The organism is uncultured Holdemanella sp. (genome assembly GCF_934754935.1).
GTDB lineage: Bacteria > Bacillota_I > Bacilli_A > Erysipelotrichales > Erysipelotrichaceae > Holdemanella.
Genome location: NZ_CAKVJB010000032.1, coordinates 1 through 26,478, shown reverse-complemented (window position 1 = coordinate 26,478; position 26,478 = coordinate 1). Strand labels below are relative to the sequence as shown.

At 33.8% G+C, this 26,478-nt stretch carries 32 protein-coding genes; 30 read left to right on the top strand and 2 right to left on the bottom strand.

The window, feature by feature from the left end; translation table 11 throughout:
- Positions 1–197 precede the first annotated feature (197 nt).
- From Q0E86_RS08920 to Q0E86_RS08875, 10 genes are all read left to right on the top strand, one after another.
- On the top strand, positions 198–449 hold the full coding sequence (locus tag Q0E86_RS08920) for an IreB family regulatory phosphoprotein (protein WP_003864921.1): 252 nt from the start codon (positions 198–200) through the stop codon (positions 447–449).
- Positions 449–874 (top strand): Holliday junction resolvase RuvX, encoded by a 426-nt coding sequence (gene ruvX, locus Q0E86_RS08915; RefSeq protein ID WP_003864922.1) that lies wholly within the window; start codon positions 449–451, stop codon positions 872–874. Before Q0E86_RS08920 ends, ruvX begins: the two co-directional genes overlap by 1 nt.
- A 32-nt stretch (positions 875–906) precedes the next feature.
- Complete coding sequence (locus tag Q0E86_RS08910; RefSeq protein ID WP_295756365.1) at positions 907–1,164, top strand: DUF1292 domain-containing protein; 258 nt, start codon at positions 907–909, stop codon at positions 1,162–1,164.
- Complete coding sequence (gene mltG, locus Q0E86_RS08905) at positions 1,154–2,236, top strand: endolytic transglycosylase MltG (protein WP_295756363.1); 1,083 nt, start codon at positions 1,154–1,156, stop codon at positions 2,234–2,236. The genes Q0E86_RS08910 and mltG overlap by 11 nt, the downstream gene beginning before the upstream one ends.
- Before the next feature lie 66 nt (positions 2,237–2,302).
- Positions 2,303–2,791 (top strand): transcription elongation factor GreA, encoded by a 489-nt coding sequence (gene greA, locus Q0E86_RS08900; RefSeq protein WP_295756360.1) that lies wholly within the window; start codon positions 2,303–2,305, stop codon positions 2,789–2,791.
- Positions 2,792–2,832: 41 nt separating this feature from the next.
- Positions 2,833–3,309, top strand: coding sequence for a ComEA family DNA-binding protein (locus tag Q0E86_RS08895; RefSeq protein WP_295756357.1), 477 nt, complete (start codon positions 2,833–2,835; stop codon positions 3,307–3,309).
- Complete coding sequence (locus Q0E86_RS08890) at positions 3,306–5,153, top strand: ComEC/Rec2 family competence protein (RefSeq protein ID WP_295756355.1); 1,848 nt, start codon at positions 3,306–3,308, stop codon at positions 5,151–5,153. The genes Q0E86_RS08895 and Q0E86_RS08890 overlap by 4 nt, the downstream gene beginning before the upstream one ends.
- Positions 5,150–6,091: a DNA polymerase III subunit delta gene (holA, locus tag Q0E86_RS08885; RefSeq protein ID WP_295756353.1), complete on the top strand. Its 942-nt coding sequence runs from the start codon at positions 5,150–5,152 to the stop codon at positions 6,089–6,091. The genes Q0E86_RS08890 and holA overlap by 4 nt, the downstream gene beginning before the upstream one ends.
- Positions 6,092–6,168: 77 nt before the next feature.
- Complete coding sequence (locus Q0E86_RS08880) at positions 6,169–6,357, top strand: AAA family ATPase (RefSeq protein ID WP_295756350.1); 189 nt, start codon at positions 6,169–6,171, stop codon at positions 6,355–6,357.
- Entirely contained in the window at positions 6,338–7,012 is a 675-nt protein-coding gene (locus tag Q0E86_RS08875; protein ID WP_295756347.1) for a hypothetical protein, read from the top strand. The genes Q0E86_RS08880 and Q0E86_RS08875 overlap by 20 nt, the downstream gene beginning before the upstream one ends.
- A 427-nt stretch (positions 7,013–7,439) precedes the next feature.
- Here the strand turns inward: Q0E86_RS08875 and Q0E86_RS08870 are convergent, their stop codons facing one another.
- Together Q0E86_RS08870 and rpsT are read right to left on the bottom strand one after the other, a co-directional pair.
- A complete protein-coding gene (locus Q0E86_RS08870; protein WP_295756345.1) occupies positions 7,440–7,712 on the bottom strand; it encodes a type II toxin-antitoxin system RelB/DinJ family antitoxin in 273 nt (90 codons plus the stop codon).
- Positions 7,713–7,896: 184 nt separating this feature from the next.
- Positions 7,897–8,160, bottom strand: a complete 264-nt coding sequence (rpsT, locus tag Q0E86_RS08865; RefSeq protein WP_003864936.1) for a 30S ribosomal protein S20 — start codon at positions 8,158–8,160, stop codon at positions 7,897–7,899.
- A gap of 112 nt (positions 8,161–8,272) precedes the next feature.
- Between rpsT and fmt the strand changes: the two genes are divergently transcribed.
- The 20 genes from fmt to Q0E86_RS08765 form a co-directional block, all read left to right on the top strand.
- Positions 8,273–9,202: a methionyl-tRNA formyltransferase gene (gene fmt / locus Q0E86_RS08860; protein WP_295756342.1), complete on the top strand. Its 930-nt coding sequence runs from the start codon at positions 8,273–8,275 to the stop codon at positions 9,200–9,202.
- 10 nt (positions 9,203–9,212) lie between these two features.
- A complete protein-coding gene (gene lepA / locus Q0E86_RS08855) occupies positions 9,213–11,015 on the top strand; it encodes a translation elongation factor 4 (protein WP_295756340.1) in 1,803 nt (600 codons plus the stop codon).
- The gene (gene hemW / locus Q0E86_RS08850; RefSeq protein ID WP_295756338.1) at positions 11,015–12,094 is read left to right on the top strand and encodes a radical SAM family heme chaperone HemW; all 1,080 of its coding nucleotides are present in this window, start codon (positions 11,015–11,017) and stop codon (positions 12,092–12,094) included. Before lepA ends, hemW begins: the two co-directional genes overlap by 1 nt.
- A gap of 89 nt (positions 12,095–12,183) precedes the next feature.
- The gene (gene rpsO, locus Q0E86_RS08845) at positions 12,184–12,450 is read left to right on the top strand and encodes a 30S ribosomal protein S15 (protein WP_117923787.1); all 267 of its coding nucleotides are present in this window, start codon (positions 12,184–12,186) and stop codon (positions 12,448–12,450) included.
- Between the two features lie 67 nt (positions 12,451–12,517).
- Positions 12,518–14,659, top strand: coding sequence for a polyribonucleotide nucleotidyltransferase (gene pnp / locus Q0E86_RS08840; protein ID WP_295756336.1), 2,142 nt, complete (start codon positions 12,518–12,520; stop codon positions 14,657–14,659).
- Between the two features lie 74 nt (positions 14,660–14,733).
- Entirely contained in the window at positions 14,734–16,122 is a 1,389-nt protein-coding gene (pepV, locus tag Q0E86_RS08835; RefSeq protein ID WP_295756334.1) for a dipeptidase PepV, read from the top strand.
- A gap of 1 nt (position 16,123) precedes the next feature.
- Positions 16,124–16,765, top strand: a complete 642-nt coding sequence (trmB, locus tag Q0E86_RS08830) for a tRNA (guanosine(46)-N7)-methyltransferase TrmB (RefSeq protein WP_295756332.1) — start codon at positions 16,124–16,126, stop codon at positions 16,763–16,765.
- Positions 16,758–17,096 carry a thioredoxin family protein gene (locus Q0E86_RS08825; protein WP_295756330.1) on the top strand — a complete coding sequence of 113 codons (339 nt, stop codon included), beginning with the start codon at positions 16,758–16,760 and terminating at the stop codon, positions 17,094–17,096. Before trmB ends, Q0E86_RS08825 begins: the two co-directional genes overlap by 8 nt.
- Positions 17,090–17,758, top strand: a complete 669-nt coding sequence (locus Q0E86_RS08820; protein ID WP_295756329.1) for a hypothetical protein — start codon at positions 17,090–17,092, stop codon at positions 17,756–17,758. The genes Q0E86_RS08825 and Q0E86_RS08820 overlap by 7 nt, the downstream gene beginning before the upstream one ends.
- Position 17,759: 1 nt before the next feature.
- On the top strand, positions 17,760–19,067 hold the full coding sequence (gene murC, locus Q0E86_RS08815) for a UDP-N-acetylmuramate--L-alanine ligase (RefSeq protein ID WP_295756327.1): 1,308 nt from the start codon (positions 17,760–17,762) through the stop codon (positions 19,065–19,067).
- Positions 19,068–19,163: 96 nt separating this feature from the next.
- On the top strand, positions 19,164–20,378 hold the full coding sequence (locus Q0E86_RS08810) for an ATP-binding protein (protein WP_295756325.1): 1,215 nt from the start codon (positions 19,164–19,166) through the stop codon (positions 20,376–20,378).
- 115 nt (positions 20,379–20,493) lie between these two features.
- Positions 20,494–20,844 (top strand): hypothetical protein, encoded by a 351-nt coding sequence (locus Q0E86_RS08805; protein ID WP_295756323.1) that lies wholly within the window; start codon positions 20,494–20,496, stop codon positions 20,842–20,844.
- Between the two features lies 1 nt (position 20,845).
- Positions 20,846–21,403 carry a hypothetical protein gene (locus Q0E86_RS08800; protein ID WP_295756321.1) on the top strand — a complete coding sequence of 186 codons (558 nt, stop codon included), beginning with the start codon at positions 20,846–20,848 and terminating at the stop codon, positions 21,401–21,403.
- A complete protein-coding gene (locus Q0E86_RS08795) occupies positions 21,381–22,388 on the top strand; it encodes a LacI family DNA-binding transcriptional regulator (RefSeq protein ID WP_295756319.1) in 1,008 nt (335 codons plus the stop codon). Before Q0E86_RS08800 ends, Q0E86_RS08795 begins: the two co-directional genes overlap by 23 nt.
- 44 nt (positions 22,389–22,432) lie before the next feature.
- A complete protein-coding gene (gene ybeY / locus Q0E86_RS08790) occupies positions 22,433–22,888 on the top strand; it encodes an rRNA maturation RNase YbeY (protein ID WP_295756317.1) in 456 nt (151 codons plus the stop codon).
- On the top strand, positions 22,869–23,216 hold the full coding sequence (locus Q0E86_RS08785; RefSeq protein ID WP_295756316.1) for a diacylglycerol kinase family protein: 348 nt from the start codon (positions 22,869–22,871) through the stop codon (positions 23,214–23,216). The genes ybeY and Q0E86_RS08785 overlap by 20 nt, the downstream gene beginning before the upstream one ends.
- A 12-nt stretch (positions 23,217–23,228) precedes the next feature.
- On the top strand, positions 23,229–24,137 hold the full coding sequence (gene era, locus Q0E86_RS08780; protein WP_295756314.1) for a GTPase Era: 909 nt from the start codon (positions 23,229–23,231) through the stop codon (positions 24,135–24,137).
- Positions 24,127–24,849 carry a DNA repair protein RecO gene (gene recO / locus Q0E86_RS08775; RefSeq protein ID WP_295756312.1) on the top strand — a complete coding sequence of 241 codons (723 nt, stop codon included), beginning with the start codon at positions 24,127–24,129 and terminating at the stop codon, positions 24,847–24,849. Before era ends, recO begins: the two co-directional genes overlap by 11 nt.
- Complete coding sequence (locus Q0E86_RS08770; RefSeq protein WP_295756311.1) at positions 24,849–25,265, top strand: HD domain-containing protein; 417 nt, start codon at positions 24,849–24,851, stop codon at positions 25,263–25,265. Before recO ends, Q0E86_RS08770 begins: the two co-directional genes overlap by 1 nt.
- Positions 25,266–25,591: 326 nt before the next feature.
- Positions 25,592–26,478: glycine--tRNA ligase (locus Q0E86_RS08765; RefSeq protein WP_295756309.1), on the top strand; the 887-nt coding region annotated here is incomplete at its 3' end.

Genomic DNA, 26,478 nt, shown 5'->3' with positions numbered 1-26,478 from the left:
TTTGGAGCGCTGATGATGCCATCGCCATCCTGGGCCCTTTTCAAAAAAACAATACAGGGACAACGATCATCCAAAAGAGGTACGTTAGGTGCCTCTTTTGCATATTCTATAGATTATGGGCCCCAATTTTGTACTAAATCGCTTTCTTTTTGGTTAGGATTCATATATAATAAAATCGTGTTAAGGAGTGTGAAATTATGAAAGACATTACCGAAACAATGACATTTACTACGGAAGAGATTCGTCGTGAGAATATCAAGATGATTCTTCGTGAAGTAAGTGATGCTTTGGAAGAACGTGGTTATAATTCAGAAAATCAGATTGCTGGCTACTTGATCAGTAATGATCCTGCGTATATTTCTTCTCACAAGAATGCTCGTAACTTGATCCAAAAAATCGAACGTTATGAAATCATTGAAGAATTAGTACGTGCATATTTGGATAAATAATGGATCGTATCATTGGTTTAGATCTTGGTTCGAAAACGTGTGGTGTGTCAATTTGTGATGCGTTGCATATTACTTGTCGTGCTTTAACGACAGTGCGTTTTGAATCAGATGATTATGATGCTTGTTTAGAAGAGGTTTTAAAATTACTTCAGGAAAATAAAGTAAAAGAAGTAGTTTTAGGCTTGCCAAAGCACATGAATGGAGATATCGGAATTCGTGGTGAAATATCTTGTGAATTTGCCAAGAAATTAGAATCTTCTGGAATTAAAGTTCATCTATGGGATGAGCGACTTACAACAGTTGCAGCTGAGAAGATCTTACTTCAGGGGGATGTTTCAAGAAAGAAACGTAAAAAAGTAATTGATCAAATGGCTGCGGTTCAAATTTTACAGAGTTTTTTGGACAGACAAAACGGGGGATTTTAATGTCCTCCTTTATTTTTGAAAGGAAGTAATGTATGTTAGATTCAAATAGTTTATATGTTAAAGATGAAAATGGAAATGAAAAAAAGATGACAATTCTATTCACTTTTGATAGTGATGAGACAGGATGTCAATATGTTGTTTTCCAAGATCCAGAACTTGATGAGGGCGAAGTATACGCATCTCGTTATGATAATGAGGGTCAATTGATTCCAATCGAAAGTGAAGCAGAATGGGATATGGTTGAAGAAGTAATCAACACATTTGTTGAGGACGAGGAAAATGCCGACTAGGCGTAAAGTCAATTCTGTAAGAGTTGTTTTATTAGTCGTTGTATGTATTTTAATTATCGCTGGTCTTGCCGGTATTTTTGTGGTGAAAAACGGTTTGGCAAGTACGGGCAACGGGGATAAGAATATAGTATTCACAATTGAAAGCGGAGATACGCTTGACAAGGTTGTACAAGATTTAGAAGAAGATCATTTGATTTCAAATGCGACAGTGACAAAGGTGTATGCCAAGGCAAGTCATAATACCAATTTTGTGGCAGGCACATTTGAATTGAATGATGGTATGAGTGTAAAAGAAATATTATCGTATATTCAAGATAGCACAAAGCTAAAAAAGGATACGTTAATATTAAAGGTACCGGAAGGAAAATGGGCAAAAGAAATAGCGGATGAAATATCAAATTTATATGATGGAAAGTTTTCGTCTGAAGAAATCTTAAATCAATGGAATGATATTTCATATATTGAAAAACTAGCTAAAGATTATTCATTTATCCATGTGGATGATTTAAATAATTCCAACTACAAAGTAAAACTAGAAGGGTATTTATTCCCGGATACGTATTACTTAGAAAAAGAGGATTCAATTGATGAAATCACGCGAATTATGCTAGACCGCTTTGAAGTGATGTATAAAGAGAATAAGGAATTATTCTCAAAGAGTGATTATTCTGTGCAACAAGTTATAAGCTTGGCAAGTGTGGTTCAATTTGAGGCCAGTTCAAAAGAAGATATGGAAACTATCGCAGGTGTTTTCCATAATCGTTTAGAACAAGGTATGAAACTACAATCGAGTGTTACGGTATGTTATGCATTATATGATGATTTTAAAGATCCTCAGGATTGTGAAACCAATCCAGAAATCGATTCACCATACAATACATACTTACATGAAGGTTTGCCAGTTGGACCCATCTTAAATCCGGGTGATGATGCGATCAAAGCTGTGCTTTCACCAAAAAAGACAGAGTATCTATTCTTTGCGGCAGATATATATGGAGACGGCAAAGTCTATTATTCAAAAACATATGAAGAACATCAACAGATTTGCGAAAAATTAGGGCTAAATCTGTAACAATGTTTTGCATAATTCAAGGATTATGCTATAATTTTTTGTGCTAAATACAAGGAGTGAAACCACATGGCAAATGAAAAATTTTACGTTACCCAAGAAGGTTATAATGATTTAGTCAATGAACATGAAAACCTAGTTCATAAAGTACGTCAAGAAGTTATTGTTGAGTTGCAAGAAGCTCGTGCGCAAGGTGACTTGTCCGAAAATGCTGACTACGATGCTGCAAGAGAACACCAGGCACAAGTTGAAGGTCGTATTCGTGAATTAGAGGCAATGATCAAAAATGCCGAAATCATTAGTGAATCTGCAGATGTAGAAGATAAAAAGAAAAAGAATGTTGTTAAATTAGGATCTACAGTTAAGATCTTAGATTTATCAGACAATCAAGAAGTAACATTCAATATCGTTGGTACAATTGAAGCGGATCCATTCAATGGTAAGCTTTCAAACACAACTCCACTTGCTGAAGTGATCATGGACCACAAAGTAGGAGATGTTTGTACTGTAAAACGTGTTGAAGAACCTTATGATGTAAAAATTTTAGAAATTAAATAGAAAAACATCAAAAAATAACGTATAAGAGAAGGGTGATATTTATGAAACGAACTCTTCTCTTTTTTTGTGTCCTTATTTTCTTTGTCTTTACATGCTTTAACCGCTATACACCTATTACTTTACAAGATGCGAAACCCACATTGATGGAAGTCGAAATCAAAGGTGCCATTTCAAATCCAGGTGTCTATACACTCAAGCGAAACAGCTCTATTTCAACTTTGATCAAGACAAGTGGACCTTTATTAGAAAATGCGGACACTTCACGCATTAGTTTTACTCATATTCTTCAAGATAAAGATGTGGTAGTGATTCCAGAAGTCAAAGAAATCAAGCTCATATCTATAAATAGTGCGACAAAAGAAGAACTTCAAACACTGCCTGGCATCGGTCCTAGCATTGCGCAAAGAATCATAGACTATCGACAAGAAAATACATTTCAGATTTTAGAACAAATCAAAGATGTAAAAGGCATTGGTGAAGCCTTATTTAATAAGATCAAGGATAAGATTTGCCTATGATGTTGATTGTAAGTCTTGGCTTTTTAGCCTGTATCATTCTAAAATCTTCACTTTGTATATTATGTTTTAGTTTTTGTTTCTTATTGTATCTAAATGAAAGATTTCATTCAAAAAGAGTTCTTATATTTTTTATTGGACTATCTGTTTTATCTCTATTTCTAGTTAAGCCTTGTAAAGAAGCTGAAAAAGGAATCTATACTGTAACAGAAATCAAACAGAGTTATTATGTAGCTGAAAATCATGGATCAAGAGTCCTTGTACAGAGTGATTTGGATTTGAATTTTAAAGATCAAATTCAAGTTGATTCTTTAGAACCCATACATACGGATGATAATTTTACTTTGTTTAGTTTCACAAAGTACAATGCTTCGAAAAACATATTTTATAAAACAAGAAATGTAAGACTTCTAAAGAAATCGCATTCTTTAAAATCGAAGTTATATACTTTCTTATCGAATCAGAAGAATTCAAAAGTATTATTGTCTTTATATTATGGAATTCATGAAGATACAATTGATGAAATTTATACTATGCTAGGCTATGGATATATCAGCGCTTATTTTATTGTGTTTAATCTATTAAAAAGAAAATATGATGAACAAAAAATTCGAAAAGGTTTGTTGATTGTGAGTATAGTCTTTGGTAATTTCTTTGTGTTTACACTTTCATTGACAAGATTTATTCTGTATCAATTGGCTTATTTGCTCTTTCAATCTAAATCCGATCAAATTGGATTTACCATTCTATTCTTTTCAATCCTGTATCCAACCCAAGTGCTCTCCATATCGTTTGTGCTGCCTATTCTTTTACAGCTCGTATCTTATTTTTGTACAGAACATAAGTGGATCGTACAAAAGATGGTTTTAGTCAGTATTCTATTTATTTACTTTAAGAAAGTTGATGTAGTTTCATTATTGTTGTTTAATCTAATGAGAAAATTCTATGGACTTATATTCTTAGTAGGAATATTCATTTCGGATCTTAAGCCACTTACAATTCCATCTCTAACCATACATTATGCTCCTCAATATGTATTTATACTTGTCTTTATTGTTGTGTATATCCAATGTCTAAAACATTTTCAATGGAAATATTTAATAATTTTTCTTATTCCATTTCTAGAAGTTTTTTGTAACCCATTCTTTCAAGTTTATACATTAAATATTGGTCAAGGCGATTGTAGTATTATCGTAGAACCATTTTATAAAAGTGTTGTGATGATTGATTGTGGGCAAAATCTATATCGAGATAATGTAGAACGTATCATTATGCCTTTTTTAGAAAATAAGAATATTCATACAATTGATACACTTATACTCACTCATGATGATTTTGATCATAGTGGTGGATATGAAAGCTTAAAGGATAGGATTGAAATTAAACAAGTCATTAGGGATTCAAAAGAAAAGGTGAATGTTGAGTATCCATTCTATTTACTTTTGGATCAAAGAGAATTCAAAGATGAAAATGATTCGAGTATAATTTGTTATTTTACTTATGATCATCTAAAGTATCTTTTTATGGGGGATGCGAGTAAACAAATCGAAAAACAATTGATGGATACTTATGATTTAAAAGCGGATGTGATCAAGGTAGGCCATCATGGTTCAAATACAAGTTCAGATGCAGCTTTTCTAGATTCTTTAGATTGTAAGCTTGCAGTAATTAGTGCAGGCTATAAGAATAAGTATAATCACCCAAGTGTTGAAACACTAAAGACATTAGACAAATTGAATATAAATACGTTTTGTACAAATAATAGTGGCAGTATTGCGATTTATTCTTGGCATCACTTTTCTTTTATTGTCACAAACGATGGATTGTTTGGTATAATAAGGTCATGATTTATATTTTATATGGAAAAGACAAAAGCATGGTTTCTATGAAGTTAGAGGCCATTAAAAAAAGACATCATATTCAAGAAAATGTGAATGTATATGATGCACAAACGGATGAGATTTCAAATGTCTTACAAGATCTAGATGCCTATTCGATCTTTGATGATGACAAGATGATCATTGTCAATAATTGCACCTTCTTATCGAGTAAGAATACAACAGATTATGAGGTAGATCCTTTTCTTTTAAGAAAAGATACGGATATGATTTTAGTTCTAATTTGTCCAAGTGATAAATTGGATACGAGAAAGAAAAAGGTCAAAGAAATCAGTAATTGTGCGACTTTATATTCTTGTTTAGCTTTGGATGACAAGTCACAAAAATTCTATGTACAAGATAAATTGAAAGAATTTGGCGTAAAGGTGGATTTTAAAACATTAGATTGGATGACATCTAGAATGGGACTTGATCCTATGTGCATTCAAAATGAAATTGAAAAGATTTCAATCTATTCAAAAAATCCTACGCTTGAAGATGTACAAAACTTACTTGTCATAGAACCTATGAATGACATCTTTAAAATGGTGGATGCCTTCTTTAGCCAAAATGGAATCTTATTATTAGCTTACTATCGTAACTTTAGAAAGTTGAATATGCAGCCAGTTGCCATTGTTGCACTACTAGCTAGTCAAATTCGTTTTCTATTTCAAGTACGCGTATTAATGGATGAAGGAAAGGCACAGGCAACAATTGCCCAAGAGTTAAAGGCCAATTCATACCGAGTAAAACTTAATATGCAGAAGGCAATGCGGTTTTCAAGTGAAACCTTACTTTATAATTTATCACTACTAGCTGATTTTGATCAACAAATGAAAATGGGTAAGATTGATAAAGATGACGGTTTTGAATATTTCTGTCTAAACTTAATGATGAACAAGGGATAACCTTGTTCGTTTTTTTTCTTTTAGACATTCATAGTGTCGATTAAGGTGGTTTAATAAAAAGAAAAAGGAGAAGAATTATGTTTCTAGAAGTAAGGGTTAAGAATTTTTTTGTGTTTAAAAATCAAATTGTGTTTACTTTGGATCCACTTAATAAGACAACGGCAATATATGGGCCGAATAATGCAGGTAAATCATGTTTGATCAAAGGTATTCAGGCAATGAAAGATATATTGTTGAATCAAAAGGTTGAGCTTAAATCAAATTAATTTTTCAAATGATTCTGTATGTGAATTGGGTTTTACATTTGAATATGAGAAAAAAGAATATTCGTATGATATAAAGTATGATACAAAGGTAAATCGATTTGTATATGAGTGTTTAAGAAGTAAGGGGGATATCTTATACAAAAGAGATTTGTTGAATCAAATATTTGATTGTAAAGATGAACAGACAAAGAAATTTATGTCTTATATGGCTCGTGACAATGTTCTTTTTTATGTAATGAATACGGAATACATGAAAAATATAAAAGAAATCTTTGTAAGTTTTGCAAATACGATTGATATTATAAGTACAAATCAATGGAATGTATTATCAGGTGTAGAAAAGTTAATCAATCTTTTAAAACATATTGAACCACAGAGAATTCTAATCGTTGATTACTTGGATGATGGCCTAGATTCTGGAGTTGTAAATAAGATGCTTGAGATGTCGACTTCTTCTCAATTGATATTTGTAGCTTACAATACATCCATATCAAATTGTAATGAGTATTGGTTTATTCATAGAAAAAACGAAAATGTGTATGTATATTCACTTGATAACATCGATAATGTCATGGAATTATATCAAAAGGGGATACTTGGAGCTGTTTCTGAACCAAGGCTAATTGAATCGTTGGTTGATTTAAAAAGGTCCTAATTATTCATCTAATGCTTTGTGAAACACTTTAATATATAGGACAAAAAACTCTTTGATTGTATTTCAAATAAAAATTGGTATAATCCTTTTGAAGGTAGCAATACCTTTAGATGTGGTAAGCATCTTTAAAAGTTGTGGTCGGATGAGAGACGGTAAACACTCATGTCTATTTATATGCTCGACAACCGAGAGAAAAGTTGTAGTCGGATGAGTGACGGTAAATACTCATGTCTAATCATTGTCGACAACCGACAGAAAAACTTACCAGATTTTTTTTTAGTAATATTTATGAAAAGGTGGAATCTTCAATTAGAAAGACTCCACCTTTTGATTTTAATTTACGTCTGAACACAAATAGAGTATATAGCGTTTTATATTAAAATTAGTCGGGATGTGTACCTACGAGTTGTTAATTCTATGCCATATTTCATGTATCTAATGCCGCTTTTAGCTCATCAATGCTGGAGTATTTCGGTGTTGTTGAATCAGACATCATTCTTCTTCCTTCCTCAATAGCTTCGATTGTAGTTTTGTTGGGTATATCCAATTTTAATTCGAAAGGTATACCATGTTCTTTAATAGTAGTTCTTAAAAATATATTAATTGCAGTAGTCATATTGAAACCAAGTTCGTTGAAAATTTCTTCAGCTTGATTTTTTACAGATTTGTCAATTCTAATGTTTAAGTTTGTTGTAGACATATAAAACACCTCCGTTTACATAAATCATAAACAATAATACATCCATCGTCTACACAGTGTCATTATAAAAGTTAAGGTTAATGTTCTATTATTATGTAATCTATAAAATGTTAGATTTTGATTGTAAACAAAAGGACCGCGATAGGGTATAAAAAAAGAAGTCATATGACTTCTTAATCCTTCATTACGCGATTTCGTTAATAGCTTTTGCTAAACGTGCTTTTTGACGGCTAGCGTAGTTTTTGTGGTGAATACCTTTAGCTACGGCTTTGTCTAATTTAGAACTGCAGTCGTTGTAAGCTGCTACAGCAGCTTCTTTATCTTTAGCATCAACAGCTGCTAATACAGCTTTAATACTTGATTTCAATGCTGATTTTTTAGATACGACTAATTTGTGAGCCTTGTTATTTGTTTTAACACGTTTCTTTTGAGATTTAATCTGTGGCATGAAGTGCACCTCCTGACATAAATTTGCAAATGGATTATAGCAAATTTCTAGATTTAATGCAACACAACTTCAAAAAAATACGCTATAATACTTTAGTATTGGAGTGATATATATGGAAAATAGACGCATTATTTTTATGGGAACACCCAAAATTGCGAGTGTCGTACTAAAAACGATGTTAGAAAACGATATACATGTAGGCTTAGTGGTAACTCAGCCAGATAAGAAAAAGGGTAGAAAACAACAGCTTGTCTATTCTGAAGTCAAAGAAGTGGCTTTAGAAAATGATATTCCTGTATTTCAGCCGGTTAAGATTCGAAATGATTATCAAGCCATTCTTGATTTTGCACCGGATTTAATTGTGACTTGTGCTTATGGACAAATCGTACCTAAGGAAGTATTGGATCTTCCTAAATATGGTTGTGTCAATCTTCATGGTTCTTTACTTCCTAAATATAGAGGGGGAGCTCCTATTCAAAGAGCGATTTGGAATGGAGATAAAGTGAGTGGTATGTCATTAATGAAAATGGCACCAAAAATGGATGCAGGTCCAGTACTAGCTCAAAAAGAAATTGAAATCTTACCAACAGATAATTCAACAACCTTATTTGATAAGATGGCTATTTGTGCTAGTGAACTATTGCTTGCTCACTTTGAAGAAATTTGTTCAGGCCATGCCGTATATGTAGAGCAAGATGAAAGTAAGGTTATCTTTTCACCGGTATTATCCAAAGAAGAAGAGCATATTGATTTAAATCAAGATGATGAACATATCTTGAATCAAATTCGTGCTTTTGCGGATGCACCAGGTGCGTATGTGTTATTAAAAGGGAAGAAATTTAAAATCTTAAAGGCAAGTTATTTAAATGAACAAAATGAATTTGGTCTTCTTGTCAAGATTGGCAAGAATAAACTAGGTATTGGACTTCATGCAGGTACACTTGTGATAGAAACTTGTCAAATGGAAGGAAAGCCTTTAATGGATTGTGCGAGCTTCTTTAATGGACAAGGAAGAAACTTAGTAGGAAATATTGTAGAGTAGGGGGAAGTCTATGGATCAAAAGAATATTCGAAATTTTTGTATCATTGCACATATCGACCACGGAAAAAGTACGTTAGCCGATCGTATCTTAGAACTTACGGATACAGTTGAAAAGCGTGAAATGAAAGATCAGATTCTAGATTCAATGGATCTAGAAAGAGAGCGTGGAATTACTATTAAATTAAATGCCGTACAGCTTGTATATCATGCCAAAGATGGACAAGATTACTTATTCCACTTAATTGATACACCAGGCCATGTCGACTTTACATATGAAGTGTCTCGTTCTTTAGCTGCATGTGATGGAGCTATTCTAGTTGTAGATGCAGCACAGGGTGTTCAGGCACAAACTTTAGCCAATGTATATTTAGCCATTGAAAATGATTTGGAAATCTTACCCGTATTAAATAAGGTAGATCTTCCAAGCGCACAACCAGAAGTTGTAAAAAAAGAAATTGAAGACTTGATTGGTTTGGATTGTAGTGAAGCTGTTGAAATCAGTGCTAAATCTGGATTAAATGTCGATAAAGTATTAGAAGAAATCGTGCATAAATTACCAAGTCCAAAAGGCGATAAAGATGCGCCTACGCAAGCTTTAGTCTTTGACTCATTCTACGATTCATATCGTGGAATCATTGCGTTTGTTTCTGTAAAGAATGGTTCAATCAAACCAAAGGATAAGATTCGTTTTATGGCAACCGATGCTGAATATGAAGTGACTGAAGTCGGTGTTCGTACTCCAAAAGAAGTTGTAGAAGACCAATTGAACTGTGGGGATGTAGGATGGGTAAGTGCTGCCATTAAAAATATTGAAGATGTTCGTGTCGGTGATACGATCACGATTGCTTCAAATCCTGCAAGCGAACCATTATCCGGATATCGTGAAATGCATCCAATGGTGTATTGTGGTTTATATCCAGTGGATAATGCGCGTTATGACGATTTAAAGGAAGCTTTATCAAAATTAAAATTAAATGATGCAGCCCTACATTTTGAACCGGAAACTTCACAAGCTCTAGGCTTTGGATTCCGTTGCGGATTTTTAGGCCTATTACATATGGACGTTGTTGAAGAGCGTTTAGAGCGTGAATACAATCTAAGCTTGATCGCCACAAGTCCTTCGGTAATTTATCATGTCTATAAAACAGATGGCACGATGGAAGAAATCGATAACCCATCGGCTTTACCAGAACCCCAAAAAATCGATCATATTGAAGAGCCTTATGTGAAGTGTGACATCATGGTACCAAAAGAATATGTCGGTCCAATGATGGATCTTTGTCAGAAAAAACGTGGAGAATATGTAGATCTTCAAGTGTTAGATGATGTTCGTATGATGATGGTCTACCAAATGCCATTAAGTGAAATCATTTATGATTTCTTTGATAAGATGAAATCTTGTACAAAAGGCTATGCTAGTTTTGACTATGAATTTAGTGGATATCGCACAAGTTCATTAGTAAAGATGGATATCTTATTAAATGGACAAATTGTCGATGCCTTATCTACGATTGTCTTTAGAGATTTTGCGTACAACCGCGGAAATGCGATGGCTGTAAAATTAAAAGACTTGATTCCGAAACAACAATTTGAAATTCCAGTGCAGGCTGCTATTGGAGGTAAGATCATTGCGCGTACAAACATTAAGGCATTGCGTAAAAACGTATTGGCAAAATGTTATGGTGGAGATATTTCGCGTAAAAAGAAATTGTTGGAGAAACAAAAAGAAGGAAAGAAACGTATGAAGATGGTAGGATCGGTAGAGATTCCTCAAGAAGCCTTCATGGCCGTTTTAAGTATGGATGACGACTAATGGTACCATCAGCCTATGTACATATTCCATTCTGTGATTCTATATGTGCGTATTGCGACTTTGTTCGTATCCAAAAAAATGAACAATTCTTTTCAAGTTGGAAAGATCAATTAATTCAAGAAATTCAAGAGTATAAGATAGATAATCTTCATACTCTTTATTTTGGTGGAGGAACACCTAGCTTATTAAGTGTGGATGATTTTAAATCAATACGCAATTGTTTTCCTAAAGATATTGATGAATTCACGGTAGAATGCAATCCTGAATCTTTAGATGAAGATAAATTGACATCGTATGTTTCTTTAGGCGTCAATCGTATTAGTTTGGGTGTTCAAAGCTTTAAGGATGACTTATTAAAAGTATGTAATAGAAAACATACAGCAAGTCAGGCAATTTCGGTTATTGAAAATATAAAGAAAAGTTCGATATCGACTTTCTCGATTGATTTGATTTTTGGTCTGCCTAATCAAACTATGGAGGATGTGAAGAAGGATATAGATCTATTTTTAAATCTAGACATTCCACATTTATCTATCTATTCTTTACAAATTGAAGAAAATTCAGTATTTGGCAAGACAGGTGTTGAACCTATTGATAGTGATCTTGAAGCGGATATGTTTGAATATATTACGAAAACTCTAGAAGCAGCTGGATATATTCATTATGAAATTTCTAGCTTTTGTAAGCCAGGCTATTATTCCAAACACAATCTAGCCTATTGGCAAGATAAAGATTTCTATGGCTTTGGATGTGGTGCAAGTGGAAGACTGGATGGGATTCGTTATGATAATACGACAAGTTTAAAGGAGTATTGTTCAAAGGGTCCTTGTCGTTTTTATATCAATGAAACACTATCCGAGCGAGGTATGGATGCGATTATGATGGCTTTGCGTACAAAGTTTGGGTTGAATATCAAAGAATGGAATTTGAAATATCAAAATGATTTTAAAGAACACTATTCAACTGTATTAGATAAGTATCATGAGTATTTTTGTTTTGAAGGGGAATGTATCTATTTAAATGATGCTGGACTTGAAATATTAAATACGATTCTAGTTGATTTTATGTTGATTGAATGATATAGTTTAATAGCTTTTGTACTGAGAGTCTGGAAACTTCCAACCTTTCGCTCGGTAGAAAAGGGCTAATATAAAATGGAGGAAGAAAAATGTTATTAAAATCTGAAAAACAAGCAATTATGCAAGAGTATGCAGTACACGAAGGTGACACAGGTTCTCCTGAAGTTCAAATCGCTGTATTGACAGAAGAAATCAACCGTTTAACTGAACACTTCAAAGAACACAAACACGATTACCACTCACAACGTGGATTGATGAAAAAAGTTGGTCGTCGTAAAAAATTGTTAGCTTACTTGAAGGGTAAAGATTTAGATCGTTACAAAGCATTGATCGCTAAATTAGGTTTAAGAAAGTAATCGAAAAGATTACTTTTTTTTTATGCATTTATTTGATAGAATATAAAAGTATGATTGAGGTGAAAAAATGGCGAAACAAGAGTTTCATTTAGATTTTTGTGGTCGGGGGATCACAGTAGAAACTGGGGAAATCGCAAAACAAGCAGATGGTGCTGTTATTATTCGTTATGGAGATACAGTTACTTTATCAACTGCATGTGCATCGAACCAGGCAAAAGAAGGGATCGACTTTTTCCCTTTAACAGTAAGTTTTGAAGAAAAGTTATATTCTGTTGGAAAGATTCCAGGAGGATTTTTACGTCGTGAAGGAAGACCAAGCGAACATGCGACATTAACAGCTCGTATGATCGACCGTCCAATCCGTCCTTTATTTGCGGAAGGATTCCGTAATGAAGTACAAGTTGTCAACACAGTATTAAGTGTGGATCAAGATGCAAGTCCTGAAATGGCAGCTATGTTTGGTGCTTCATTGGCATTATGTATTTCAGACATTCCATTCAATGGACCTATCGCAGGGTGTAAAGTTGGACGTATCAATGGAGAATTGGTTGCCAACCCTACAGTGGCTCAAATGGAAGAAAGTGACATTGATTTAACTGTAGCAGGTACTGCACAAGCTTTAAACATGGTTGAAGCAGGTGCTAAAGAAGTAAGCGAAGAAGATATGCTTGCGGCATTGATGTTTGGACATGAACAAATTAAGAAATTATGTGCATTCCAAGAAGAAATCGTTGCGGCTTGTGGTAAAGAAAAACGTGAAATCGAATTATACGCAGTTGATGAAACAATTGATCGTGAAGTTCGTTCTAACTTTGAAGCACAAATTCGTGCGGCTGTTTCAATTAAAGAAAAATTGGAACGTTACGGTAAGATCGATGATTTAACAGATGAAGCTGCTGAAATGATCGCAAACAAAGAATATGCATCTGAAAAAGATCAAAACAATGCGGTTAAACAAGCTCGTGAAATCTGTCGTGGTATTGAAGCCGATGAAGTACGTCGCTTGATTATTGAAGATAAAGTTCGTCCAGATGGTCGTCAAATTGATGAAATCCGTCCATTGAACTCACAAGTAGATTTACTTCCACGTGTTCATGGTTCAGCATTATTTACTCGTGGTGAAACACAAGTATTATCAACAACTACATTAGGTGCATTAAATGATAATCAAATCATTGATGACTTAACAGTTGTAGATTCAAAACGTTTCATGCACCACTATAACTTCCCACCATATTGCGTTGGTGAAACAGGACGTATGGGAAATCCAGGACGTCGTGAAATTGGTCATGGTGCTTTAGGTGAAAGAGCTTTAGCTCAAGTATTACCAAGCGTAGATGAATTCCCATATACAATTCGTACGGTTGCGGATGTTATGGAAAGTAACGGTTCAAGTTCTCAGGCAAGTATTTGTGCTGGAACAATGTCTTTAATGGCAGCCGGTGTTCCAATCAAAGCTCCAGTAGCTGGTATTGCGATGGGATTGATCATGGATGATGATTCAGGTAAATATACTGTATTGACAGATATTCAAGGTATGGAAGACCACTTTGGAGATATGGACTTTAAGGTTGCCGGAACTACAAATGGTATTACAGCTTTACAGATGGATATCAAAGTAACAGGTATCACGAAAAATATCTTCGAAGAAGCATTGGCACAAGCTCACAAAGCTCGTTTAGAAATCTTAGACAATATGTTGGCATGTATTTCTGAACCAAGAAAACAATTGAGTCCATATGCACCTAAGATTGCGATGATGAACATTGATCCAGATAAGATCAAAGATGTGATCGGACCTGGTGGAAAAATGATTAACGAAATCATTGCGCAATGTGACAATGTGAAAATCGATATTGATGATGATGGAAAAGTAGTTATCTATCATAATGATTATGATACAATCGAAAAAACGAAACAAATGATCAGTGACATCGTTCGTGTAGCTAAAGTTGGTGATGTATATGCAGCTAAAGTTGTTCGTTTAGAAAAATTTGGTGCATTCGTGAACTTATTCGGTAACACAGATGGTTTATTACACATTTCTAAAATTTCTCACCACCGTGTAGATAAAGTAGAAGATGTATTAAAACTAGGTGATGTGATCGATGTTAAGGTTACAGAAATCGACAATAAGGGTCGTATTAATGTAAGTGCGAAAGCTTTACTTCCAAAACCTAAAACAGAAGAAGAAAAAACAGAAGCGTAAAAGTAAGGAACTCGTGAAAAACGAGTTCTTTTTTCTTGACTATGTGGTAAAATAGTTGGGTAGAGGTGAAAATTATGGATTTTAATACAGAAGTACTTAAATATAAAGATGATTTCTTAAAAGACTTAAATACACTTGTATCGTATGAAAGTGTTCGTGATGAATCGACAAAAGCTGAAAATGCACCTTTTGGAAAGAATTGTCGTGACGTTTTAGATGCCATGTTAGATATGGCTAAGCGCGATGGTTTTGAAACAAAAGACGTGGATGGATATGCAGGCGTTGTTGAATATGGAAAGGGCGACGAAACATTTGGTGTTTTAGGCCACTTAGATATTGTGCCACTAGGCGAAGGATGGACTAAAGATCCTTTAAAAGTGACATTAGAAAATGGATATATCTTTGGACGTGGTGTCATGGATGATAAAGGACCGGCTCTAGCTGGTTATTATGCATTAAAAATGATTCGCGACTTAAACATTCCTTTGAAAAAAAGAGTCATGTTGATTACAGGATGCGATGAAGAATCAGGTATGGAATGTATGAATTACTATGTAGATCATGCAGAAGTTCCTCAAATGGGATTTGTACCAGATGCCAATTTCCCAGTTATCTATGGTGAAAAAGGTGGATTACACGTTGGTTTAGTAAGTAAGGATGCAACAGTCATTAAAAAACTTCATGCGGGAAGTCGTCCAAATATTGTCATTGGTAAAGCGGATGTTACAGTGGATGTGATGAGTTATCAACAAGAAGATTTATTTAAATTCTATTGTGCAACACAAGGGGTTAAAGGAAATATTAAACGATCTCAAGATGGTGTAACGTTACATATTGATGGTGCCTTTGCGCATGCTGCTATGCCATATAATGGTATAAATGCCGCTGTTCTATTATTGAACTTTATTGGTGAAGCCTTTAATGATCAATTATCAAAAGACTTATATTTCTTACTAAAAGATTGGATGGGAAAACCAGTTGGCATTGAAAAAGATGGTTTATACATGTCTTTCTTGACAATGAATACAGGTATTGTGAATATGGAAAATAACGAAACAGATATCTTGATTGATATTCGTTATCCAAATGATACAAATGCAGATGAGATCATGGCTAAATTTGATGCAGCTTGTGAGGACTTAACATCTAATATCAAAGCAGAAAATCGTGGAGATTCAAAACCGTTATTTGTGGATCCAGATTCTCGTTTAGTAAAAGATTTAATGAGTGTCTACCAAAAATACACAGGGGATACATTCTCTTGTCCTATCACAATTGGTGGTGGAACATATGCACGTAAATTTGAAAACTTTGTATCGTATGGTCCAGAACTTCCAAATGAAGTGATTGAGACAGATGCATTTGTAGGAGGATGTCACCAACGTGATGAAGGTATTAAATTAGATAACTTGTTGCAGGCTATCTGTATTTATGCCGATGCGATCGTGACATTGTGTAGCTAATATGAGAATGCGTAAAGTAAAGTGGGCAACGGATTATTTGCCTACCGCAAATTGTTTAGTAAAAGAACCATCTAAGCAGGCTGGAAATTGGAAAAAGTTGATGGGTACAGATACTTTGCATATTGAGATTGGTTGTGGAAAAGGAAATTATTCTTTAGACATGGCTAAAATGTATAAGGATACTGGATTTATTGCGATTGAAAAGAATGAAAGTGCTGCGGGTATTGCCGCTAAAAAATATGATGAGGATACAGAGGATAAACATTTGAAACTGATTCAAGATGATGCGAGTAGCATTGGCGAATGGTTTGGACCTCGTGAAGTGGATGTGATCCACTTGAATTTCTCAGATCCATGGCCTAAAAAGCGTTATGCGAAAAGACGTTTATCCAGTGCTTCCTTTTTAGATCAATATAAGCGTATCTTATCAAGAAATGGCGAGATTCAAATGAAGACGGACAACAGTGCTTTGTTTGAATATAGCTTGATTGAATTTCAAAATGCGGGATTTAAAATGGTTGAAGTCAGTGTGGATTATCGTCGTGTAAAACATGATGAAGATGCGATCACAGAATATGAACAAAAATTTATTTCTTTAGGACAACCAATTTATCGTTGTGTTTGGAGATATCAACATGACTGATATTAAAAATAAAGATGAGTTTTTAAAAGCACTAGACAATACAGGCATTCAAGTAATGATGTTTACAGCATTTTGGTGTCCAGACTGTATGTACATCAAACCTTTCTTGCCTGAAATTGAAGAAGAATTTAACAATTTACAATTCTATTCCTTAAACCGTGATCATTGTATGGATATTGCGGTTGAATATGAAGTAATGGGTATTCCTAGCTTTATATGTTTCAAGGATGGAAAGGAAATATCAAGATTTGTATCTACTCTTCGCAAGACAAAAGAAGAAATAGAGGCATTTCTTAGTCAGACTATAGAAAGTGAGAAAGAAAAATGTTAAAGGACTTAATGCATGCGATCTTTAATGAAGATATTGAAGAAGAGGATGAAGAACAAGAAGTTGTAGAAGAACCTACAAAACAAGAAGAAATTACTCCTGTACCTGAAGTTGTAGAACAACCTGTTGTACAAGAAGAGGTAAAACCTGAGCCTGTATTTACACAAGCTGCAAGTTCAATTGAAGAAAATCCTGAAAGTTTTATGGATTCTCCAATTTTTGAAAAGGCAATTATTCAACCAAAGGAAAAGAAAACAACGATTTTCCAAGGCTTAGATGTGGATTCAATTGCGCAAGAAGAAACTAAGCCGAAACAAAAGGCTTATAAGTATGATCGTCATAAATCAGTAAAAGTACGTCGTGTTGCGGAAGATTTAGATTATCAACCTGTCATTTCTCCAATCTTTGGAAATGTTGAGGATGATAAAAAAGAATTTGATAAAGTACATGATGCGATTTCTTTACAAAAACCAGAAGATGAAGATTTCTCACAGATTTTATCGCCAATGTATGGAACATACCTTCCTAGTATGCAGCCTGCAGAATCAATTCCTGAATATAAGGTGGAAGATAAAAAGGCGAATATGAATCTTTCTGAAATGTTAGAAAAGCCAAAAAAGGAAACAAATAAACAAGAATCATTATTCGATAAAGAAGGTGAATAGAATGGCTTATCATTTTATTGGTATTAAAGGAACAGGTATGGCTGCCTTAGCATGTATCTTACATGATGAACATAAAGAAGTAACAGGTAGTGATATCGATAAGTATATTTTTACAGAAGATGGCTTAAGAGCTCGTAATATTCCTATTTATTCATTTAGTCCTGAAAATATTAAGGATAATGACACAGTGATCATTGGTTTATCTTTTAATGAATCACATCCTGAAGTGAAAGCGGCTATGGATAATCCAACGGTAAAAACATATTATTACAATGAATATCTAGGTATTTTATTAGAATCATATAGTTCAATTTGTGTAGCAGGAACTCATGGTAAATCTACCACAACTGGTATTCTAGGACATGTTCTTTCTTTACAGGATGAATGTGCTTATTTGATTGGGGATGGACATGGATATATGCCTGAAAATGCCAATCACTTTGTGTTAGAGTCTTGTGAATTCCAAAGACATTTCTTGGCATATCACCCAGATTATGCGATTATTACCAATATCGAAATGGATCATGTAGACTATTATAGAGATATGGATGATTATGTATCGGCATTCCAAAGTTTTGCGAACCAAGTTAAAAAACACATCGTGGTATTTGGGGATGACGAACACTTGAAGAATTTACATTACAACGTACCTGTAACTACATATGGTATGAAGGATGGAAATGACTATCAAGCTGTCAATATTGAACAAGGTCCATTTGGCATGCATTTTGATTGTAAGTACAAGGGTGAAATTCTAGCTCATGTTGAATTAAATGAGGTAGGAGATCCATTTATGCAGGATGCCTTAGGATGTTTTGCGCTTGCCCATGTATTAGGTATGCCTGCTGACTTGATTGTACAAGGCTTAAAAGAATATAAAGGAATTGCACGTCGATTCGTGATTGATGAAGTGAAGGATAGTGTATTAGTGGATGACTATGCACACCATCCAACGGCTATTCGTTTAATGATTGATGCAGTTCGTAAAAAATATCCAGAAAAGAAAGTTGTAGCGTTATATAAACCAGATCGTTATTCGCGTCTACAATATTTCTTGGATGACTTTGCGAAAAGTTTAAATACAGCGGATCAAGTATGTTTACTTGATTTCCCTAAAAACGCTGTTAGAGAAGATGAAACAATTACAGTCACAATTCAAGATTTAATGGATCGTTGTCCAAATGCGATGTTATTAGATGTAGATGATGCATCAGCAGAGAAGTTAAAAGAATTAGCTCCTGCAGCCTTCGTCTTTATGTCTAGTAAAGACATCTACCTATTAAGAGATAAATTAGAGAAGATTTTATAAGAGAGCAGATTTGCTGTTCTCTTTTTTTAGTTGTGAATAATTCAAAAAGCGGCTATAATATGACTGAATCGTAGATTAGCCGAAAGGAGAAAGAATATGTATATTAAAAGACATATGGAAGAAACTGTAAAAGAATGTTTAGAGCAATTTCCAATTGTATTAGTTACAGGACCTCGACAAGTTGGTAAAACAACACTTCTACAATATGTTTGTGATAATTTTCAATATGTAACTTTAGATGATCCAATTGTTTTGACACAGGCTTTAGAAGAGACAAACTTGTTTTTAAAAAACTATCAACCACCCGTGTTCATTGATGAAGTACAATATGCACCAAGTATATTTCGGTATTTGAAAATGTATGTAGACACGAATAAACAAAAGGGAAGCTTTGCACTTACAGGATCACAGGCTTTTGAATTGATGAAAGGGGTTAGTGAAACTTTAGCTGGTCGCATGGCGATTGTGGAATTAAAAGGATTATCGTTTCGTGAAATACATCACATTGAATTTAATAAACCTTTTATACCAAATGAAACTTATTTTAATGAAAGACAATCACAAATTAAAAGCTATAGCGACTTGTGGTATTGTATCCACAGAGGAAGTATGCCACAACTTCAAGATAAAAAGATTGATTGGCAAAGATACTATTCTTCTTATGTGAAAACATATATCGAAAGAGATGTTCGACAAATTATTAATGTTTCTAATGAGTTAAAATTCATTAAGTTTTTAACATCTCTTGCGGTACGCTGTGGTGAATTATTAAATATTAATGCGGTTGCCAATGAAGTTGAAACAAGTGCAGATACAATAAAAAGATGGCTTTCCATCTTACAAACTTCAGGAATTATCTATTTGTTGGAGCCATATTCGAATAATATTTTAAAGCGTGTTGTCAAAACACCGAAAGTTTACTTTTATGATACGGGATTGGTATGCTACTTAGCAAGGTGGACAAGTGCAGATACGGCTATGACGGGTGCTCAAGCTGGAAATATTTATGAGAATTTTATCGTTTCTGAAATCTTAAAAAGTCATTTAAATGCAGGTAAAACTATTTCAAATATCTATTTTTATCGTGATCGTGACCAAAGAGAAATTGATGTAGTGATTGATGAAGATGGAAAACTATATCCGATTGAAATTAAAATGACGGGTAATCCTACAAAGTCAATGGGAAAACATTTTTCTGCCTTAAAAGATATTCCAAATAAAGAAGTACAACCAGGAATCATTTTGTGTCAATATGATCGAAAGATGTATTTGACGGAAGATATGATTGCGTTACCAATTGAATATATTTAGGGAAGTGCTAGTTATCACTTCCTTTATTTTGTAGCGTTTACACATTTGTGAAAAAAGTTTCAAAATAAATAGATAAGTTAGAAAGTTCATGTTATAATCTTTCTGAGGTGGTATTGTGAGTCTTGATATCTTTATGAGTACATTAGCTCGTGCATTTTCATATGTTTTACCCATCGTTGGTGTTATCGCATTAATTTATTTGATTTTGTTTTTAAAACAGTTGATTGAAACTTTAAAACAAGTATCAAAAACATTGGATACAGCCAATGATCAATTAAAAAAATTAGATGCACCATTAAAAACGGCAGAAAATATTTCTACCACAGTGGATGAAGTGAATCAGAGTGCTAAAGAGGCGTTTGTGAGTGTGATGAGTTCACTTAGCGAAAATGTACAAAATGCCAAAGAATGGTTTCAAAATAAAAAAACTGGAAAAGAAAGTATTGAAACAAAGGAGGATGAATGACATGGATGAAAAACAATTAATTGATGATTTAGAAAAAGAATCGATGCTAGAACTTGAAGTAATGCATGAATCCGAAAATACAGATAATGAAAAAATCATTGAGGACGCAAAAAGTAAGATTGAAAAGCTATTTGATGATTTGCGTGATTTATTAAAAGATGCTTCAGATCCTGAAAAAGTAAAAGAAGCTTTATCTCAAGCTAAGGATGATGCAAAAGATATTCTTTCTTCAACAAAAGATAAAGTGGTTGAAGTCAGTGAGAGTGAACAATTTAAACAGACAATGTCAGCTGGAAAAGAGTTTTTACAGGGCACAGCTGGATTGGTAGTAGATGGCCTTAAATATGGAAAAGAAACATTAAGAAAAAATGATTCTTTACGTAAAGTAATTGATAGAGCGGATGAAAAAGTAGACGAAATTCGTACAAATGATTCTGTTATTCGTGCCGTTGATAAAGCAGAAGAAGTAACTGGTAAAGCTACAGAAGCATTGTTTAGTGGATTGAAGAAAATATTTAACAAGGGGGCGAATAGGAATGAAAAGAATTACGATTTATGATGTTGCCAAAGAGGCAGATGTCTCATTAGCAACTGTATCACGTGTTATTAATGATAGTAATGTAGTGCGTGAAGATACACGTATGCGTGTTCAACAAGCGATTGAAAAATTGGGTTATAAACCAAATGCGATTGCACAAGGTTTAGCACTATCAAAAACAACTACAATTTCAATTGTGATGAGTGAAAAGTTATTTGCGTACAATGCGAAGATCTTAAATGGTCTAATGGATGTCGCAAAAATCTATAACTACAACATCATGTTCCATACTACAAGTAAGGGAATCTCAAAAATGCAAGATGTGATTGAATCTATTATTAAATCACGTGTCGATGGTGTAATTTTATTTAATGACAACTTCTCAGAAGATGAAATGGAAGTTTTACATGAATACCAAATTCCAATGGTTGTCGTAGGAAGTAAATTAAAAGGACAAAAGATTGGAAACGTTGGAAATGTATATATCAACTTCGAACGTATGGCTTATGAATTTGTCAATGAATGCTTCGAAAAGGGTATCGAAGATATTTCTATGGTAGAAGATAAATTAAATCTTTCTATGATGGAACAATTAAAAGCTGGTGTAGATCGTGCTTATGCTGAAAAAGGATTGGTTTTTGATAAATATGTAACTTATGATGATAGCTACAAATCAAGCTATACATTCTTGTCAGATTACTACAAGAATCATAAACCAAGCCAAATGGTTATCACATTCCGTGATTCACAAGCTATTGCATTAATGAATGCATGTAAAGAAAGTGGATTTTCAATTCCTAACGATACAGAACTTGTATGTATCTTAAATTCAAAATATCTAACAATGATGCGTCCAACGATTTCAACATACAACATTCCTGAATATGATTTAGGTGCTGTTGCGATGCGTTTATTAACTAAGATGTTAGTAGATGATGAATCTGTTAAACAGAATAAGGATATTGAAATCTCATTCTCAAAAATGTTTAGAGAAACTACAAAGTAAGAGTTCATTTTGAACTCTTTTTTAATTTATTGTATAATCAAGGCATGGAAATAATTTTTATAAATAACGCAAAAGATAGAAGTGTCTATCGATACAAAAAAGACTTTGAAAACATACTAGAACGTGCATGCCAGGTGTTAGACAGAAAGGGAGATTGGAGTTTATCTGTAATATATGTAACACCTGAACAGATTCATGAAATCAATCGTGACTATCGAAATGTGGATCGCCCAACGGATGTGATCAGCTTTGCGATTCAAGATGATATGAGTGATATGCTGGTTGATGAAGATCAATATGAACTTGGAGATATCTTTATCAATGTGCAAGCTATTCGTGATCAGGCTAGTGCCTATGGACATTCGATTCGTAGAGAAGCCTGTTTCTTATTCTGTCATGGCTTGTTGCATTTGATGGGATATGATCACATGAAGGAAGAAGATGAAAAGGTCATGTTTGCCTTACAGGATAAAATTCTAGATGAATTGGTTCAAAGGTAGATTCAAATATGCCTTTCAAGGCCTGTTTTACGCTTTCACTTGTGATCGCAGTATTCGCCTTCAAGGCATCTTTGGATTGATTGTCATAGTGTTTGGCTTTTTGTTTCATTGTTCTATTCATGAATGGATGATGCTTCTAAGTGCAATTTGTTTTGTATGGTTTAGTGAAATTATCAATTCCTGCATTGAAAGATGTGTAGACTATATTTCATTAGAACATACTGAACAAGCTAAACATATCAAAGATATGGCTGCAGGTGCTGTTTTTATTATTAGTATTCTTGCGGCATGTATAGGGTTATATGTATTTATACCCAAATTATTTTAAATCGGAGGTAAGATGAAAAATTATAAATCAGGATTTATCGCCATTGTTGGAAGACCCAACGCTGGAAAATCGACATTATTGAATGCATTGCTGAAAGAAAAAATTGCGATCATGTCAGATAAACCGAATACGACAAGAAACAATATTTCGGGTATTTTAACACATGAAGATTGTCAATATGTGTTTGTGGATACACCAGGTATTCATAAGCCACAACAACAATTGGGTCGCGTTTTAAATAAAAATGCGTATTCAGCTATGGAAGATTGTGACGTGATCGGATGGATCGTGGATGGTACACAATCTTTTGGAACGGGGGATTCATTCATTCTAAAAAGAATTGAAACACTTCATAAACCAGTCGTGTTGATTATGAATAAGATTGATAAATTGCCTAAAGAACAATTGTTGAAGCGTTTAGTGTATTGGCAAAACCAATATGACTTTAATGATATTGTTCCAATTAGTGCTTTAGATAAAGATAATCTAGACGAATTGTTGCACGTATTTAAAGGATACTTACCTGAAGGCGAACCAATGTTTCCTGAAGAAATGAAATCGGATCATGATATTAACTTTAGAATGTGTGAAATCGTTCGTGAAAAGATCTTATTTAAAACGCATGAGGAGATTCCTCATAGTGTAGCGGTTATTCTAGAACGCAAAGAAAAACGCGGTAATCGTATGTATCTTCAAATGATGGTCGTTGTGGATCGTGAATCGCAAAAGGGTATTTTGATTGGTAAACAAGCGAATATGATTCGTTCGATTCGTTTAGATGCACAAAAAGAATTAAAAGATATGCTTGGATGCAGTGTAGATTTAGAATTGTTTGTTCGTGTAGAAAAGAACTGGCGTAATCATGAAAACAAGATCAAAGAATTCGGTTTAGATGAATTAGAACAAATCGATGAAGACTAAGATTCAAGCCCTTGTTTTAAGTGTAAGTGAATATAAAGAAAAAGATGGCTTAGTCAAAGTATTAACTAACAATTCCATTTTAACTTTATACGCAAGAGGACTGTTCAAGCAAAATTCAAAGAATTTACGGCTTGTACAGCCCTTTTCTTATAATGAATTCATGATCGAAGATAAAACAAAAATGCCTTTATTACTACAAGGACAAACCATTCAGTATTACTATCACATTCAAGAAGATTTATTTAAATCGAGTTGTTGTTTTGTACTACATGACTTGATCTCAAAAACAAAAAAAGAAGAAAACTTGTTTAACATATTACTAGATTGTTGGAATTCAGCCGATAAAAAGCTTGATGATTTCTATTTCTGGGCATGCATTGTCTTAAAATATTGCATCGAACAAGAAGGAATCCAACCCTTTGTGGATGGGTGCGTGCATTGTCAAAATACACGGGTTGAAACATTATCTTTAAAAGATGGAGGCTTTTTATGCGAAAAGTGCAATCACAATCAATATCCAAAATGGAATGTAGATCAATTAAAGAAATATCGAGCTTTATTTAAATGTAAGGAAGAAAATTTAGAGTATGTGAAAGTTCATTTTGATTTCAATATGGACGATTTGATCTATCTATCCAAATGGATGGAGTATCATAGTCACAAGAATTATCCAAGTATTCGTTTTTTAGAAAGTATTCGAGGTTTAGAGTAATGTTTCAAGAATTAGCACTACAAATCGCCAAAGAAGCACATGCTGGACAAGTGGATAAAGCGGGTAAAGATTATATCCTTCATCCCATAACAGTTGCTTCTTATATGGATACAGATGTAGAAAAAACAATAGCTTACTTACATGATGTATTAGAAGATACTGGTGTTACAGTGGATGAATTAAGAAATCATTTCTCAAATGAAATTGTAGATACTGTAATTACATTAACGCATAGAAAAGATGAATCTTATTTTGAATATATTCAAAGAATATCTAAATCTAAGTTAGCTAAAAAGGTAAAGGTTGCAGACCTTTTACACAACCTTGATATCACAAGAATTAAAGAACCAACAAAACAAGATTATGAAAGGCTAGAGAAGTACAAGAAAGCGATTCTTTATCTTGCAACGCATTAAGTTAATGTATTAAGTGCTGCATAATTTCATGCAATAAATATATAAATATGTAATTTATTTTTCTTGCAAATTGACTATTTTTTAAAATGCCGTATAATGAAGTTGTAAGGTAGTTATGCCTGAAAACGAGTGAGGTCCTACTATAGTGGACGATTAAAAACGAGAGAGGCCCTGCTATAGTGGGCGATTAAAAACATGCCATGAGAAATCATGGTTTTTCTTTATGCCTTGTGTTCGTATTTAGTCTAGAAATTTATTGATAAATGGGATATAATATGTAAGTGTATCCTTTTGTCTGTATACATAAAAGAAATGAGGTAAATAACATGAACGAAAAGACATTCAATGATGTAGTAAATCACATGAAAACCTCTGGTTTTGTTTACCAAGGTTCAGAAATCTATGGTGGTTTGGCAAATACTTGGGATTTTGGTCCTTTAGGCGTTGAATTAAAGAACAATATTAAAAATGCTTGGTGGAAACGTTTCATTCAGGAAAGTGAACACAATGTAGGTTTACAAAGTGCCATCTTAATGAATCCAAATGTATGGGTTGCCAGTGGTCACGTTGGAGGATTTAGTGATCCTTTAATGGATTGTAAAGAATGTAAGAGCCGTTTTAGAGCGGATCAATTGATTGAAGAAGCTAGCAATCACACAGTTAACTGTGGTGGTATGTCCAATGAAGATATGGAAAAATATATCGCTGAACATGAAATTACATGTCCAAAATGTGGCGCTAAAAACTTCACAAACATTCGTCAATTTAACTTGATGTTTAAAACATTCCAAGGTGTATTAGAAGATGCCAAGAGTACAATCTACTTGCGTCCAGAAACAGCACAAGGTATCTTTGTCAACTTCAAAAACGTACAAAGAACAATGCGTAAAAAATTACCATTCGGAATTGGACAAATTGGTAAGAGTTTCCGTAACGAAATCACACCAGGAAACTTCATTTTCCGTACGCGTGAATTCGAACAAATGGAACTTGAATTCTTCTGTAAACCAGGAACCGATTTAGATTGGTTTGAATACTATTGTAAAAACTGTGTTCAATTCTTAAAAGATTTAGGTATCAACGAAGAAAACATTCGTTTACGTGCCCATGATCCTGAAGAATTAGCACACTACTCAAATGGTACAAGTGATATCGAATACCACTTCTCTGAACCTATCGGATGGGGTGAATTATGGGGTATCGCAGACCGTAC